This window comes from Burkholderia ambifaria AMMD (assembly GCF_000203915.1).
GTDB lineage: Bacteria > Pseudomonadota > Gammaproteobacteria > Burkholderiales > Burkholderiaceae > Burkholderia > Burkholderia ambifaria.
On the sequence record NC_008391.1, the window covers coordinates 734,037 to 748,808 of the forward strand.

The 14,772-nt window shown below is 67.3% G+C and carries 13 protein-coding genes; 8 read left to right on the forward strand and 5 right to left on the reverse strand.

The features are described 5' to 3' along the window. Positions 1-297 precede the first annotated feature (297 nt). On the forward strand, positions 298-789 hold the full coding sequence (gene pal / locus BAMB_RS19310; RefSeq protein WP_011658855.1) for a peptidoglycan-associated lipoprotein Pal: 492 nt from the start codon (positions 298-300) through the stop codon (positions 787-789). Positions 790-974: 185 nt separating this feature from the next. On the opposite strand, the gene BAMB_RS19315 is transcribed toward pal, so the two are convergent. Continuing rightward, a complete protein-coding gene (locus BAMB_RS19315) occupies positions 975-1,454 on the reverse strand; it encodes a hypothetical protein (protein WP_011658856.1) in 480 nt (159 codons plus the stop codon). 211 nt (positions 1,455-1,665) lie between these two features. On the opposite strand from BAMB_RS19315, the gene BAMB_RS34075 reads away from it, so the two are divergent. Then, positions 1,666-1,842: a hypothetical protein gene (locus tag BAMB_RS34075; RefSeq protein WP_166488185.1), complete on the forward strand. Its 177-nt coding sequence runs from the start codon at positions 1,666-1,668 to the stop codon at positions 1,840-1,842. A gap of 92 nt (positions 1,843-1,934) precedes the next feature. Here the strand turns inward: BAMB_RS34075 and BAMB_RS19320 are convergent, their stop codons facing one another. From BAMB_RS19320 to BAMB_RS19330, 3 genes are read right to left on the reverse strand one after another with little or no spacing between them, the layout of a single operon-like run. Further along, positions 1,935-3,197, reverse strand: a complete 1,263-nt coding sequence (locus BAMB_RS19320; RefSeq protein WP_011658857.1) for a cytochrome c — start codon at positions 3,195-3,197, stop codon at positions 1,935-1,937. Beyond that, entirely contained in the window at positions 3,194-3,889 is a 696-nt protein-coding gene (locus tag BAMB_RS19325; RefSeq protein ID WP_011658858.1) for a (2Fe-2S)-binding protein, read from the reverse strand. The genes BAMB_RS19320 and BAMB_RS19325 overlap by 4 nt, the downstream gene beginning before the upstream one ends. Beyond that, positions 3,886-6,762 (reverse strand): xanthine dehydrogenase family protein molybdopterin-binding subunit, encoded by a 2,877-nt coding sequence (locus tag BAMB_RS19330; protein WP_011658859.1) that lies wholly within the window; start codon positions 6,760-6,762, stop codon positions 3,886-3,888. The genes BAMB_RS19325 and BAMB_RS19330 overlap by 4 nt, the downstream gene beginning before the upstream one ends. Positions 6,763-7,154: 392 nt before the next feature. Between BAMB_RS19330 and BAMB_RS19335 the strand changes: the two genes are divergently transcribed. The 3 genes from BAMB_RS19335 to BAMB_RS19345 all read left to right on the forward strand — a co-directional run bounded on the left by BAMB_RS19335 (position 7,155) and on the right by BAMB_RS19345 (position 10,532). After that, complete coding sequence (locus BAMB_RS19335; RefSeq protein ID WP_011658860.1) at positions 7,155-8,705, forward strand: sensor domain-containing diguanylate cyclase; 1,551 nt, start codon at positions 7,155-7,157, stop codon at positions 8,703-8,705. A 263-nt stretch (positions 8,706-8,968) separates the two neighbouring features. Next, positions 8,969-9,244 (forward strand): hypothetical protein, encoded by a 276-nt coding sequence (locus BAMB_RS19340; RefSeq protein ID WP_011658861.1) that lies wholly within the window; start codon positions 8,969-8,971, stop codon positions 9,242-9,244. 247 nt (positions 9,245-9,491) lie between these two features. Continuing rightward, a complete protein-coding gene (locus tag BAMB_RS19345; protein WP_041491465.1) occupies positions 9,492-10,532 on the forward strand; it encodes a succinylglutamate desuccinylase/aspartoacylase domain-containing protein in 1,041 nt (346 codons plus the stop codon). Between the two features lie 86 nt (positions 10,533-10,618). Here BAMB_RS19345 and BAMB_RS19350 read toward each other — a convergent pair whose 3' ends face one another. Beyond that, the gene (locus BAMB_RS19350) at positions 10,619-11,686 is read right to left on the reverse strand and encodes a double zinc ribbon family protein (protein ID WP_041491648.1); all 1,068 of its coding nucleotides are present in this window, start codon (positions 11,684-11,686) and stop codon (positions 10,619-10,621) included. Positions 11,687-11,927: 241 nt separating this feature from the next. Here BAMB_RS19350 and BAMB_RS19355 point away from each other — a divergent pair, with 241 nt between their 5' ends. From BAMB_RS19355 to BAMB_RS19365, 3 genes are all read left to right on the forward strand, one after another. Further along, positions 11,928-12,848, forward strand: coding sequence for a recombination-associated protein RdgC (locus BAMB_RS19355; protein ID WP_011658864.1), 921 nt, complete (start codon positions 11,928-11,930; stop codon positions 12,846-12,848). 308 nt (positions 12,849-13,156) lie between these two features. Further along, the gene (locus tag BAMB_RS19360) at positions 13,157-13,717 is read left to right on the forward strand and encodes a GNAT family N-acetyltransferase (protein ID WP_041491466.1); all 561 of its coding nucleotides are present in this window, start codon (positions 13,157-13,159) and stop codon (positions 13,715-13,717) included. A 63-nt stretch (positions 13,718-13,780) separates the two neighbouring features. After that, positions 13,781-14,734, forward strand: a complete 954-nt coding sequence (locus BAMB_RS19365; RefSeq protein ID WP_011658866.1) for an ABC transporter substrate-binding protein — start codon at positions 13,781-13,783, stop codon at positions 14,732-14,734. Positions 14,735-14,772: the final 38 nt, after the last annotated feature.

The window sequence follows — 14,772 nt, forward strand, 5'->3', positions numbered from 1 at the left end:
ATCGCGCTAGCGGACCCGTGGCACTCGCGCAAGCAAGAATGCGTCCTGCGTCGTTGTTGCGTGAAATAGACGAAGAAACTGGTCACGCTGTGACATTTTTCCTAATCTAGTTGCAGCGGCGCCGTGAAATCGGCGTTCCGGCCGAGACAATCTTTCATTTGACACATCGCCGGCTTACGAAAGCGCGTCGTATTGCGCACGGGAGCCAGCACTTTTCGTGCCGTCCCGGTCGGATTCGTGACGTTGCCGCTTGGCACGCACGACGCTTTCCTCGCAGTCAACCGCAGGAGACGCCCAATGAACAAAACGAACCGGTTTGCGGTCCTGGCAGCTTTCGCCCTGCTGGCGGGTTGTCACCACGCGGCGAAAACGCCCGAGAATGCCGGCATGGCGCCGACACCCTCGAGCGAAGCGGTCGCGACGGTGACGACCGACGATCTGAACAATCCGAACAGCCCGCTCGCCAAGCGCAGCGTCTATTTCGATTTCGACCAGTACTCGGTGAAGCCGGAATTCCAGTCTCTGCTGCAGTCGCACGCCGACTACCTGCGCAACCACCCGTCGCGCCGCGTGCTGATCCAGGGCAACACCGACGAACGCGGCACGTCCGAATACAACCTCGCGCTCGGTCAGCGCCGGTCGCAAGCCGTGATGAGCGCGCTCGAAACGCTGGGCGTTCAGGCGACGCAACTCGAAGCGGTCAGCCTCGGCAAGGAAAAGCCGGTCGCGCTCGGCCACGATGAAGATTCGTGGGCGCAGAACCGCCGCGCCGATCTCGTCTATCGTTGACCGGATGCCGCCGCGACGGCGGCATCGCGTCCACGCATCACCCGCAGCCTTTCATGCGGCGAGTCGCCGGGGCGCACCGCGCGCCCCGGCTGCGCGTTGCCGTCCGACCTCGGTTCGTCCGGTTCGTGCGCGCCATCGTCCCGGCCAACATAAGTCGATCGCACGGCCCCCGCTGGCGCACCGCTTCAACTCAAATGCGCGCGTTCGAGCCTTCGATGCAGCCAGTGCGACATCACGGCCGACGTCACGATCGAATCGAGTATCGCGATCCCGTTGATCCCGCCGATTTCGCCGTCGTTCAGCAGATAGGACTGCAGCAGCACGTAGCCGACCATCAGACCGGTGCCGACGATCGTGCCCAGCAGCACGAACCAGCGCCGCCGGATGCGCGTGCCGATCGCGCCCATGATGCCGCCCGCGAGCGTCGCCGGCAGGAAATAGCCCAGGAAGAACGACGCGCCCAGGATCAACAGCACCATGCCCGCGCAGAGTGTCAGCGTCTCCCACTTCGGGCCGTTGATCACGGACCATGCAACCAGCATCACGCTTGGCCACACGAGCGCCGCGACCAGCGGCGCGCCGAAGGTAAATGACAGACAGCCGAACACGACCGGATTGGACGGGCTCGATGATTTGCGCGGCGGATGCTCGCGAGTGGCGCTCATGGTTATTGTCGTGGGAATCGGAATGGCGGCGAGCCGGAGTGTACCAAGCCGCCGTGCCGGGCAGCCGATCCGGCACCGGCAGGCGACGCACGCCGATCCGCGCCGATCCGCAAAAAGCATGGAATAAACCGCGCGCCGGAAACGTTTCGTCTTCGCGCGGCGCCGGTTCATGCGAACCGCGCGGTCGCGCGGCGTGCGCAAGGAGCGTGAAATGAAATCGGCAAGACTGGCCGCGGCACTGCTCGCGGCGCTGATGCTGGTGCTGTCGGCGGGATGTACGTCGTCGGGCGGCGGCGTATCGCAAGGAGCCGGCATGAGCCGGTATGGCGACGCGGGCGGCAGCGGAGGCGGCGGAGCTGGTGGTGGCGGAGGTGGTGGCGGCTACTGAAGCGCCGCCGGACAGGTACGGGCGGAGCGTCGTGCGCGAGCGCAGCCGGAAACCGGCCGCCTCGTGCGCGGCGCCCCGCTGCGCCGCACGACTTACTGACGCATGACCTTCACGTCGGCCGGCGTGACGTTCGCGGGCTGCCCGCCCCACGTCGCGCGCAGGTAGTTCGCGAGCTGCGCGAGTTCGTCGTCGCTCAGCGTATGCGCGAAACCGGGCATCGGCTGCAGGTTTTCGAAGCCGGCGAACTTCTGCTCTTCGATGCCGTCGAGCATCGCGACCAGCAGGTTGCGCGAGTCGCCCTGGCGCAGCGTCGAATTGCCGCTCATCGGCACCGCCACGTGCGGCTTGCCTTCGCCGTTCAAGCCGTGACAACCCGCGCACACCGCGAGATACACCGAGCGGCCGGCCGCGAGCTGCGCGGCGTCGGCCGACACCGGCTTCATCGGCTGCGGCGCCGGCGGCGTATCGCCGAGCAGGTACACGGACAGCGCGCGCAGGTCGCCCTTCGTCAGGGTCTGCGTGCTCAGGTGCACGACCGGATACATTTCGCCGAACGCCGAGCCTTGCGGCGCGATGCCGACGCCGAAGAACGTCTGCAGGTCGGCGCCCGTCCAGCCGCGCGCGGCGAGGCCGGCCGGCGTGATGTCCGGCGCGGCCACCCGGCCGAGCGCGGCGCCCGTGAACGGCTTCGCGTCGTCGAGCTGACCGGTGAACGCGCGCGGCGTGTGGCATTCCGCGCAGTGGCCGAGCGCGCCCGCCAGATAGCGGCCACGCTGCCAGTCGGCGGACCGGCCGCTCGACGCGTCGGGCAGGCTGTCCTTCAGGAACACCATGTCCCAGAACACCATGCCGAAGCGCAGGTTGTACGGGAACTTGAGTGCGTGCGCGCGGTTTTCCTGCGCGACCGGCCTGACCGTCTTCAGGTACGCGTACATCGCGTCGCTGTCGGCACGCGTGAGCTGCCGGTATGACGTGTACGGCATCGACGGATACAGCCGCTTGCCCGGCGCCTTGCCGTCGTGCAGCGCGGCGTAGAAGTCGTCCGCGCTCCAGCTGCCGATCCCGTGATCCTTGTCGGGCGTGATGTTCGACCCGTAGAACGTGCCGAACGGCGATTCGAGCGGTGCGCCGCCAGCGAACGGCGCGCCGTCCTTCGCGGTGTGGCACGCCGCGCAGTCGGCGGCCTTGACGAGATAGCGGCCGCGCGCAACCTGGTCAGCGCCGGGCGCGCCGGAGGCCGCGGTCGAGACCGGCGCGTCATGGCCGCCGCAGGCGGCAAGCAGCAGCGCGCAGACGGCCGCGAGTGCGGGCAGGCGTGCGGCCCGCACGGCACGATGAGCGAATGTGCGTTTCATGCGGCGTCCTTCACGAGTCCCGGCGTCGTCAGGATCACATCCTTCACGGCTTCGTAGTAGCGCACGTAACCGGTGCAGCGGCAGAGGTGCGCGTTCAGCGCGTCGGTGATCGTGCGCTCGACGTCGGCCTTCGCGATCGGCTCGCGCTTCAGGCGCTCGATCAGCACCGTCGCCGCATTGACGAAGCCCGGCGTGCAGTAGCCGCACTGGAAGCTGAAATGCTCGAGGAACTTCTGCTGGATCGGCGACAGCTCGACCACCTCACCCGCGTCGTTGCGCTTCGCGTGGCCCTCGATCGTGCGGATCGAACGGCCGTGGAAAAAGTGCGCGCCGGTGATGCAGGTGCGCATCTCCTCGCTCGTGCCGTCCGGCTGGTCGACGATCACGACGCACGCGTGGCAGACGCCCTGCCCGCAGCCGAGCCGCGAACCGGTGAGGCCTGCGTACTCGTGCAGGAACTCGATCATCATCAGCCCTTCCGGCACCTGCATCGGGCCGACGGACTTGCCGTTGATGTTCACCGACAGCGGCTTCTGCTGGAACCGGACGAGCGGACGCTCGACGGCGGCCGGCGCGGCAGCGGGCGCAGCCGATGCGGATGCCGGGGCGGCCGAGGCCGCGTTCGGCGCGGATGCAGCGGTCGCAGCCGCGCTGGCGCTCGCGGCCGAAGCCGCGGTTTGGGCGGTCGTCATGCGAGCACCTCCTGAATCTTTTGCGGGGTCACCGGCAAATCGGTGAAACGATGGCCGATCGCGTGCGCGATGCCGTTCACGATCGCGCCGACGACGGGGATCATCACGACTTCGGCGACGCCCTTCGGCGGATCGGTCTCGGACAGCGGCGGCAGGATGTCGCCCGTCTGCGACCACACGGCGACGTCGGTCGCGCGCGGCAGCTGATAACGGTTGAAATTCCACGTGCCGTTGCCGGGGCCGTCCTCGTAAAGCGGCAGCGCCTCGTGCAGCGCATGGCCGATGCCCATCGCGAGGCCGCCCTGCAACTGGCCCGACACGAGCTGCGGCGAGATCTGGTTGCCGCACTCCATGATCGAGTGATGCGTGAGCAGCTCGACCTTGCCGGTCGCTTCATGCACGGCCAGCTCGACGAGCGTGCCGACCGCCGTGTAGTACGTGACCGCCGCGTTGTTGCGGCTCGTCGGCGGAATGAACACGCGCTTGCGGTCCAGCACGCGGTAGCCGTTCGCGGTCGGCGCCAGCGTGCCGCGCATCGTGGTCGCGCCGGCCGGCGCGGCGGTGCCCGGCAGCGGGCCGGCGTCGCCCGTTTTCGGCGCGCCGACGCGCAACGACAATCCGTCGACCGGCAGACGATCGACCACGCCGCCCACTTCGAACTCGGCGTCGGTCCATTGCCAGCGGTTGAACACGTGCACGACGGCGCCGGTCGGCAGGCCGAGCGCATGCGCCTGCTTCGCGAGCTGCTCGAACGTCAGCGGCTCGAGGCCGTCGGCGGTCAGCTTGCCGTCGACCCAGCGCGCGTCCTCGATGCGGATCGCGTACGGCGCGGCCTGGCCGCCGCCGAGGCCACGCGTCCAGATCGACATCGCGGCCGGCCACAGCCCGTAGCGGAATACCGCGCGCGCGGCTTCGCGCGTGCTGTGCGTGAAGTAGTACGCGGAGTTCGTCGCGCTCGACGGCGACGCGTAGCTCGGCGACCAGCGCGGATTCGCGCTCAGGCGATCCTGGTCGGCCTGCGACATCAGATACGGATCGCCGCTGGTCTCGACCGGCAGGTCCGGCCATTCGGTCAACGCGACGCGCACGTCGGTCGCCGGGCGGCCGAGCCACTTCGCGACCGCGACGGCCTGCGACGTCGACATCCCGGTGCCGATCTCGGCGGCCGTGTGATGCAGCGATACCTTGCCGTTCTCGTCGAATTCGACCTTCGCGAACGAGGCCTCGGCGCCCGTGCCGAAATCCTTCTGCACGCACGCGAAGCCGACGCCATAGCGCTTGCCGGGGTTCGCGGCCTCGAATTCGGCCTTGCGCGTCGCACGACGCGTCCACAGCGGATGCTGCTTCGCGCGTTCCAGCACTTCCTCCACGCGCAGCGCGCCGGCGGGAATCGCACCCTGCGTGTTCTTCATCCCCGAACGCAATGCGTTGCGCAGGCGGAAATCGATCGGGTCGAGGTTCAGTTGCGCGGCGATTTCGTCGACGGCCATCTCGGTCGCGGCCATGCTCTGCAGCGTGCCGTAGCCGCGGGCCGAGCCGGCGTCGATCGCGCGCGACGCGATCGCGACCGCCGCAAGGTCGCTCTTCGGGAAGTAGTAGATCGATTGCGCGGCCGTCGCGCCGACCATCGCGACCGACGGCGAGAAGTTCGAGCGCCCGCCGCCGTTCGCCTCGAAGTCGCCCTTGAACGACTGCAGGAGGCCCGTGTTGCGATCGACCGCGATCCGGTAATGCATCTTGAACGCGTGACGCTTCAGCGACGTCTGGAACTGCTCGTAGCGGTCGTTCGCGAACCGCACCGGTCGGCCGTCCGCGTACAGCGCGCAGACGAGGCCGTAGAACGGCACGTTGCAGTGATCCTTCGAGCCGTAGCCGACCGTGTAGCACGGATGCACGAACAACTTCTTCACCGGGATGCGGCATTTCGCGACCATCGCGGCCGCGTTCTCCGCCACTTCGAGCGGCGACTGGGTCGGCACGACGAGGTGCATCGACTGCGTCGCGGCGTCGTACCAGCAGTTCGCGTTGTCGGGTTCGAGCGCGGCGGTATCGACCGACTGCGTGTTGTACTCGCGCTCGAACACGAGCCAGTCGGCCGACGGACGATCGAGTTCGGCGGCGATCTGGCCGGCCAGGAACATCCCCTGCTCGTCGAGCTTGCCGTGTTCCTTGCCGTCCGGCCAGACCGGCAGATGCTTGCGCATCATGCTCGGGAAGATCGGCGCGTCCTTCAGGCTCGAGTAGACATCGTCGTCGTAGGCCGTCTTGCCGCCCACCCGCACGTAGCGGAACGTGCCCCACGGATCGCGCTCGAGCGGGCCCGTGACCGCACCGTAGCGGATCACGTCTTCGCGGAACTTGAGCGCGTTCTTCGCGAAGCGAAAGCGCGCGAAGTCGTGGTAGATGAGAATCGCGACCGCATGGCCGAGATACGCGGGCGTCTTGCCGGCGGGCAACAGCATGTCGTCGCCGTAGAACGTCGGGAACGCGACGCCGTCGCGCGCGAGATCGTCGGCCGTGACGACGCGGTCCGGCTTCAGTTCGTCGCCGAGCAGCGACAGGTCGAAGCCTTCGTAGACGCGGTCGGCCTGCGTGACGCGCAGGATCAGCGCGTGCGACTGCTGCTGCGGCCAATGCGGCATGTCGGCCGCGCGCACGTCGCGGGCGAACACTTTCGAGCCCGTGACCTTCGCGATGCCGTCGATGCGGAATTGGGGGATGCCGGTGACGCTATCCCATTTGACCGGGGTGAGGAGTTTTTCTTCGAAGAGCGCCGCGAACGCGCGGCTGCCAATGGGCGCGACGTAGACCGCGACGCCCGCCAGCACGCTGGCTTTCAGAAAACCCCGCCGTGACAGGCCGTGGTTGTGCATGTGGGGGAACCTCCTGATGCGGCTCGTACGGCGATCGGGTGTCGCGGCGTTCGGAGCGGCGCGCATTCTGGCATTGTTTTCGATATATCGCCTATAGTATTTCTCGCATGAATTACTTATTGAATTTCTTATAACGAGATTCGGGCGGGCTGCGGCGCGCGGTCGCGGCGGTCGCCGGACATCGTCCCGTCGGCAACGATCCTGCCCGCGCGCCGCCGAATTCGCAACGCGCCCGCAAGCGTGGTTTACGACTACCCGCCGACGCCCGCCGCACGGCACGCGCGGCCGGTGTTTCATGGTAATGTCGTGCGCATCCGGCTCGCCGGCCACCCCGTCACGTGCGGTGCGGGTCGCCCGGCGATGAGTCGCATCGTGTCGAGGTCAAAAGAGCCATGGCAGTCAAGGCGCGCCTCCTGAACGCCGTTCTCGCCACTCCCCCCAGCGGCAATCACCGCGTGACGGCCGCACTGCGTCCGTCGATGCTCGGCACGCTGTTCGAGGACGTTCGCCCGATGGCGCTGTCCGGCGTCGCCAGCGCGTTCGTCGCGGCGATCGCGCTGATCCGTCTGCAGCAACTCTGGTGTTTCGTGTGGCTCGTCGTCGACGTCGGCCTGCTCGCCGCGCGGCTCGCGATCGCACGCGCGTATGCGGTACGCCGTGCCGCCGGCGACGATCGCGCCGAATACTTCGCGCGGCACTATGCGCCCGTGTCGCTCGCCGCATGCTTGTTGCTCGGTCTCGGCGTGATGGGCTGCGTGGATGCGTCCGATGCCGAGCTCGGCACGCTGTCGGTGATGGTCGCCGGCGGCGTGTTCGGCGGGATCGCGTCGCGCAATTCGGCGCTGCCGCGGCTCGCGATGACGCAGGTCACGCTCGGCGTGCTGCCGATCGGCGTCGGCGCGCTGCTGGCCCGCCGGCCCGACGCGTGGCTGCTGGTGCCGCCGCTCGTGATCTATCTCGCGGCGATGCGCACGGTCGTGCAGCGCCATTACCGCGTGCTGGTCGCGTTGATCGCCGCGCGCCAGCGCAACGCCGAGCTCGTCGCGCGCTTCGATGCCGCACTCACCTACATGCCGCACGGCCTCTGCATGATCGACGGCGAGAGCCGCGTGATCGTCGCGAACCGGCGCACCGCGCAGCTGTTCGGCTCGCCGCGCGAGATCATGCTGGACACCCCGCTGCCCGACGTGATCGCGGCGCTCGGCGCGAACGCGGTGACCGATTCCGGCGATGCGGGCCTCGCCGCGCAATGCTCGGTATGGTTGAACCGCGACGAACCCGTGCCGCTCGACATCGCGCTCGCCGACGGTCGCCAGCTCGAACTGACGCGCCATCGCGTCCCGGACGGCAACGCGGTGGTCATCGTCGAGGACGTCACCACGCGCCGGCGCGCCGAGCAGCACATTCGGCACCTCGCGCGGCACGACGCGCTGACCGGCTTGCCCAACCGCCACGAACTGCACGCGGAGCTCAGGCGCAGGCTCGCGCACCGGCCGCGCATGCCGAGCCCCGCGCTCGCCGTCATGTATCTCGACCTCGACGGCTTCAAGGCGATCAACGACCGGTTCGGCCACCAGGCTGGCGACGAGGTGCTCACGCAAGTTGCCGAGCGGCTCGGCAAGACGCTGCCGCCCGGCGAGCTGGCGGCTCGCATCGGCGGCGACGAGTTCGTCGTCGCGATCGACGACACGACGATGCAGGCGTGCTCGATCCTCGCCGCGCGCATCATCCGGCAGATTTCGGCTCCGTACACGCTGTCGATCGGCGCGACCGTCAGCCTCGGGATCAGCATCGGCATCGCGCTCGACGACGGACACGGCTCGCCCGACGAACTGATCCGGCAGGCCGACAGCGCGCTATACGACGCGAAGTCGGGCGGCAAGGGGATCTACCGCTTCTATTCGGCGGGAAGCCGCCGCGTGGCGCCCGCGACCGCGAACTGAGCAAGCGCGCCGCGGGTCTCCGCATCTCCGTTCATTCCAGCGATTCATTTCCGAAACGGGTTGCATGGGCCGACCCATGTGCGCATGTGTTTCGCCACGCGCGGCCATGTCACGTGACGTGTTCCGTAACATCGGCCCGCCCCGCGCGCCCCGTTTGCCGCAGAAGCCCGCACGATCGCGGCGGTGCGCTGTGGGGCGCGGCATTTCGTCGCTGGCACTCTTATTGCTCCTTGACAGGGAAACACGACGTCGGGGAGCCCAACATGAATACCGTCGAAGTCATCAGCCGCGCGGAAACGATCGATCAACTGGATGTGATCGACGGCGCCGCGCTGATCCGGCGGCTCGTCTCCGAGCACCGGCCGCCCGCCGTCCGTGAGGCCGCGTGCGTCGACAGCCCGCCGCTGACGCTATACGGCGCATTTCGCCAGGGCATCACCGATCACGCGGCGCGGCGTGCGAATCCGTATCGCGCCGGCAGCCGTTTCTGGGCGCTGTGGGAAGAAGGCCGTATCGAAGCTGAAACGTCGGGTCGCTGACGCGATCCCGCGCGCCGGCCCTGTCGCGGCAAGGGCTGACGCGCAACCCCGCGTGCGCGGGCGGCCAACTGATACGCCGGCATGCGTATCAGCGCTGCAACATCGCGGGCGGCCGCTCCGGCGGCGCATGTCGCGCCTTCGCGCATGGGCCGGTTGACGGTGTGAGGCATCGCCTGCCCCGCGTCGCGCCGCGCAACGGCCGTTTCCCGATAAGATGGCAGACTCCCGTTCTTCGAACGATGTCGCCATGACCGCCTCCTCCTCTTCGTCACACCGAAATCCCATCCACTGCGAAATCGATCTCGATGCGCAAGGCAAGCATGCGGGCTACCTGCGCCTGCCGCATTCCGTGCATCGCTCCGCGTACGGCTGGCTACCGATCCCGATCGCGTCGATCCGCAACGGCGACGGCCCGGTCGCGCTCGTGATGGCCGGCAATCACGGCGACGAATACGAAGGCCAGATCATCGTGTCGCAGCTGATCCGCGAGATCGACCCGGAGATGGTCAGCGGGCAGCTGATCCTGCTGCCGATGGCGAACTTCCCCGCGGCCGACGCGGGCCAGCGCGTGTCGCCGCTCGACGAGGGCAACCTGAACCGCAGCTTCCCCGGCGACCCGACCGGCACGCCGACGCAGATGATCGCCCACTACATCGAGCATGCGCTGCTGTCGCGCGCGCAGTATCTGGTCGACCTGCATTCGGGCGGCAGCTCGTTGCTGTACCAGGGCGGCAACATGCTCGCGATCGACCCGCTCGACGACGACGAGGCAGAGAAGCTCAACGGGCTGCTCGTCGCGTTCGGGTTGCCGAACGCGCTGCTGCACGCGCCGAACCCGGTGCATTCGGCCTCGGCCGCGCGCCGGCAGGGCGCGATCTCGATCGTCACCGAACTCGGCGGCGCAGGCATGGCCGATCCGTCGCTGATTCGGCTCGGCCGCCACGGGCTGCTGCACTACCTCGGCCATATCGGCTTGCTGCACGGCGCGCTCGTGCCCGACGCGCCGCCGACCGTCACGCGCTTTCTGCGCGTCGACGGCGATCGCCACTTCGTCTATGCGTACGAACGCGGGCTGTATGAACCGCTCGTCGAACTCGGCGACCAGGTGAAGGCCGGACAGCCGGCCGCGTGGGTGCACTTCCCCGATACGCCGCTGCGCGAACCGGTGCTGTATCGCTTCAAGGGCGACGGCGAAGTGGTGTGCAAGCGCGTGCCGGCGCAGGTGCAGCGTGGCGATTGCCTGTTTCAGCTGGCGGAGGCGTCGACGCCTCCGCGTGTCATCGCGTGATCGCGACTGGCGCAACCGGCCCCCGCGAAGGATAGCTACAACGCGTCACGGCCGTCGTACGCCGGCGCCAGTGCATATGCGGACCGTCAGCCGGACGACCGTGGCAACTCATTTCCCTGCGCAGCACCGCATTGATGGCAATGCGGAAAGAAGAAGAAATTCCGGCCGCCGCATTCGCAGACATTGAAAAGCCGCAATCCGCAATGTACGCAGAACGTGGAATCGTCGCCGCCGAGATTCCATTGTTTGTCGCATGACGGGCAGCGCTTTTTTTCGAGTGACCGAACGGCTTTTTCGTATCCGATCGTGCGCGCGCGTGCTCCCTGATCCTGCTGCAATTCGAGCCGTTTGCGTTCGGCATAGCGCTGAAATGCCTTCATCATGTAAAGGCCGGCGAATACCGTGAGTGCAATGCCGACCAGAACCCGGACATAGCCGCCGAAATTCGGCAGGTACGGAACCAGTTCAACGAAAAACGCGCTCAGTGCAAACAGGCCAAAACCATACACGAACGGCCAGTAGCGCACCTTGCGGTAGCGGATGAACAGCCAGATCGCAACCAGCAGTATCGGTAACGTCAGCGCCAGCCGAAGCCCGAACACTTGCATCTCGTAGTGCCGTGTTGCCGCGTCGAAGCGCCGTTCGGCTACCGCGTTCGCTTCGGCGATTTGCGTGTCCACTTGAGTCTGCTGCGAGCTCAGTGCCCGTTGCTGGTCGCCGATCGCATCGATCTGATGCTGCCAGTTGACCACCACGGCCTGGAGCGTATCAAGCTTGTGCGTTCTGGCCAGAATGTCCGGGTTCCTCGCGCTGTCTCCTGTCACCGAGCGGGTTGCCACCCAGTTGCGGAAACTTTCCTTCTCGGCCGCGTACTCCTTCGCGGCGCGGCCGCGCGCCACTTCCATTGTGTCGGCCTTCTCGACAAGCGCGTCGTGCTGCGCCTGCAGACCGCGCCGCGCCGCGTCCAGCCGCGCCTTTGCCTGAGTATCGGCGAATTGCTCGATGACGGGCGGACCGCCGCTCGGCGCGAACGCCATGTCGCGGATCACCAGACCGCCGAGCATGTTGAGAAAGATCGCGAAGATGATCGCAATTGCCCATGACGCGAGTCGCAGGAGCCGCGCTGGACTGGTCAGGCCGTCGCCGGAATTCATCATTATTTTTTTGCCCTCTGTTGGAATGGCGTTCATTGTCGCCAATCTCGATACCGCCATCAATTGGCTCTTTCTCGTCGATTTCAGCCCGGCGCCGCTCCGATGCTGCATGCGGACGTTGAACGGCCCGCCAGTTCGCGCAACCGCTCTGCGTCGGCGATCTTCGCGATGTTGTCGAACGATTGGAATTGGCCGGGAACCGTCACCGTCAGATAGAATGATGCGCTTTGCCCGTACTCCTATGTGGTTCAAGAATCTTCAGCTTCACCGTCTTCCGGCACCTTGGGCCGTGACCCCCGATCAGATGGAAAAATGGCTGGCGCCCCACGCGTTCCAGCCGGGCAGCAGCGTCGAAATGCAGCGCGTCGGATGGGCTTCGCCGCGTGACGACGGCGCGCTCGTGTATTCGATCAACCGGCAGATGCTGCTGCTGTTTCGTGCCGAAAAGAAGCTGCTCCCGGCATCGGTCGTCAATCAAGTAACCAAAGCGCGTGCGCTTGAAGTCGAGGAGCAGCAGGGTTTCAAGGTCGGCCGGAAACAACTGCGCGAACTCAAGGAGCAGGTTACCGACGAACTGCTGCCGCGCGCGTTCAGCATTCGCCGCGATACCCGCGTGTGGATCGATACGGCGAACGGCTGGCTCGTCATCGATGCGGCTGCACAGGCACTTGCCGACGACGTTCGCAGCCTGCTCATCAAATCGATCGACCCGTTGCCGCTCACCGGTGTTCACGTGGCCCGTTCGCCGGTGGCAGCGATGACGGACTGGCTGCTGTCCGGCGAGGCGCCGGGCGGCTTCACCGTGGACCAGGACGCCGAGTTGCGCTCGAGCGACCAAGGTGGCGCCACGGTGCGCTACGTCGGCCACGCGCTGGAAGCGAACGACATGCGCCGGCACATCGAAACCGGCAAACAATGCACGCGCCTCGCGATGACGTGGAATGACCGGATCTCGTTCGTGCTGACACCGTCGCTGACGATCAAGCGTGTCACGCCGCTCGACGTGATCAAGGAGGCGGCGGATCCCACTGCGCAAAATGACGATGAACGCTTCGATTCGGATGTCACGCTGATGACGGGTGAATTGGGGCGGATGCTGACCGATCTTGTCGATATCCTGGGTGGCGATCGGCAGGACTCGATTCATCAGGCGGCAGCCTGACTCCGTCGTCGTCGCGGGCCCTCGCCCCGCGACGGCGGGGCGTCGCGCTGACGCCCGTTCGCCCCACCCCACTCCCGCTGCAAGCCTTCTGACCTCCGCCGCGAAATCCTTATCGAAATTGCTTCGTTCGTCTTTGCCGGCCGCGCCGCTAACGTGTTCCAAACGGCGGCGGCACGCCGGATGTTTCGCAGGATACCGAGCGGCCGCCGTCATCACGACAACCGCGTCGCGATAACGGAACAGACCGGACGGGCCGTGTGCCCCGCCCCCGCCAGGAATGTCCGCATCGCGCGCCCTTCGCGATGCCCATGGCCACGAACGACCGCATCATCGACACGACACCGCTCGATGTCCGCGCCCAGCCGCTGATCGACGCGCTGATCGACGAATACGCGACGCGCTACGACGCTTACCGCCCCGACAGCCGCGCGTCCGCCCGCGACGAACTCGCGCGCTACCCGGCCGAGCAGTTCGCGCCGCCCGAAGGCGCGTTCGTGCTGCTGCTGCGCGACGGCGAAACGATCGGCGGCGGCGCGTTCAAGCGCTACGACGCGCAGACGGCCGAACTCAAGCGCATCTGGACCCGCGCGGACCTGCGCCGCCAGGGGCTCGCACGCGTGATCGTCGACGCCCTCGAGCGGCGCGCCGCGCAGCAGGGTTATCGACGCGTGTACCTCACCACCGGCTTTCGCCAGCCCGAAGCGTGGGCGCTGTACGACCGCACCGGCTATACGCGCCTGTTCGATTCGTCGATCGATCCCGAAGCGTATTTCCACCTGCGCTTCGGCAAGGATCTCGTCGATCCGTCGCGCACGTCGACGCTCGCCGATCTGTGGGCGCCGCTCCCCGAACCGGTGCTGCCGCGCTGAACCGCCGCTTCATCCGACTCCGCTTCCCACGACACAACGACACGACAACGACAGGACGCATCCATGCAACGAGCCGTACCCTTCACGCCGCGCGTGCTGCGCACGCTGGCCGCCGCACTAGCCGCCGCGCTGATCGGCGTGACCGCGATCGCCGCGGCCGCCGCGACCTTCGACCTGAGTCCCGAGCAGCGCGGCCGCCCGCGCGGCACGGCCGATGCGGCTGTCGAACGCGCGGTGCCCGCGTCGTTCAAGTTCGCCGAAGCCGGCACGCTGACGATCGGCGTCGCGCCGAGCCTGCCGCCGATCAGCTCGTATGCGACCGACGCGCGCACGGTGATCGGCTTCGACGCGGACGTCGGCCAGCTCGTGTCCGACAGCCTCGGCCGCAAGCTAAAGATCGTCCCGCTCGCGTGGGCCGACTGGCCGCTCGCACTCGAATCGGGGAAGGTCGACGCGGTGATCTCGAACGTCACCGTCACCGAAGAGCGCAAGCAGAAGTTCGATTTCTCGACCTACCGCAAGGACCAGGTCGGCTTCTACGTGCGCAACGACAGCAAGATCCAGTCGATCCGCGAGCCGAAGGACGTCGCGGGGCTGCGCATCGTGACCGACGCCGGCACCAACCAGGAAAAGATCCTGCTCGCGTGGGACCGCGAGAACGTCGCGCACGGCCTGAAGCCCGTGCAGGTCCAGTACTACGACGACCAGGCCATGCGGATCGTTGCCGTGCAGTCGGGCCGCGCGGATGCCGTGTTCAGCGTGAACTCGGTGCTCGCGTACCAGAGCGCGCAGCAAGGCAAGACGCGGCTCGTCGGCGCGATCAGCGGCGGCTGGCCGCGCACGGCCGACATCGCGATTGCGACACGCCGCGGCAGCGGGCTCGCCGATCCGCTGACGGTCGCGCTGAACGGGTTGATCAAGAATGGCCGCTACCAGCAGATCCTGGAGCGCTGGAACCTCGCATCGGAAGCGATCGATCAGTCGCGCACCAATCCGCCGGGCTTGCCGAAGATCTGAGCGCCCCCTTCCACGCGTTGCGCAGGAACGCCGAACAC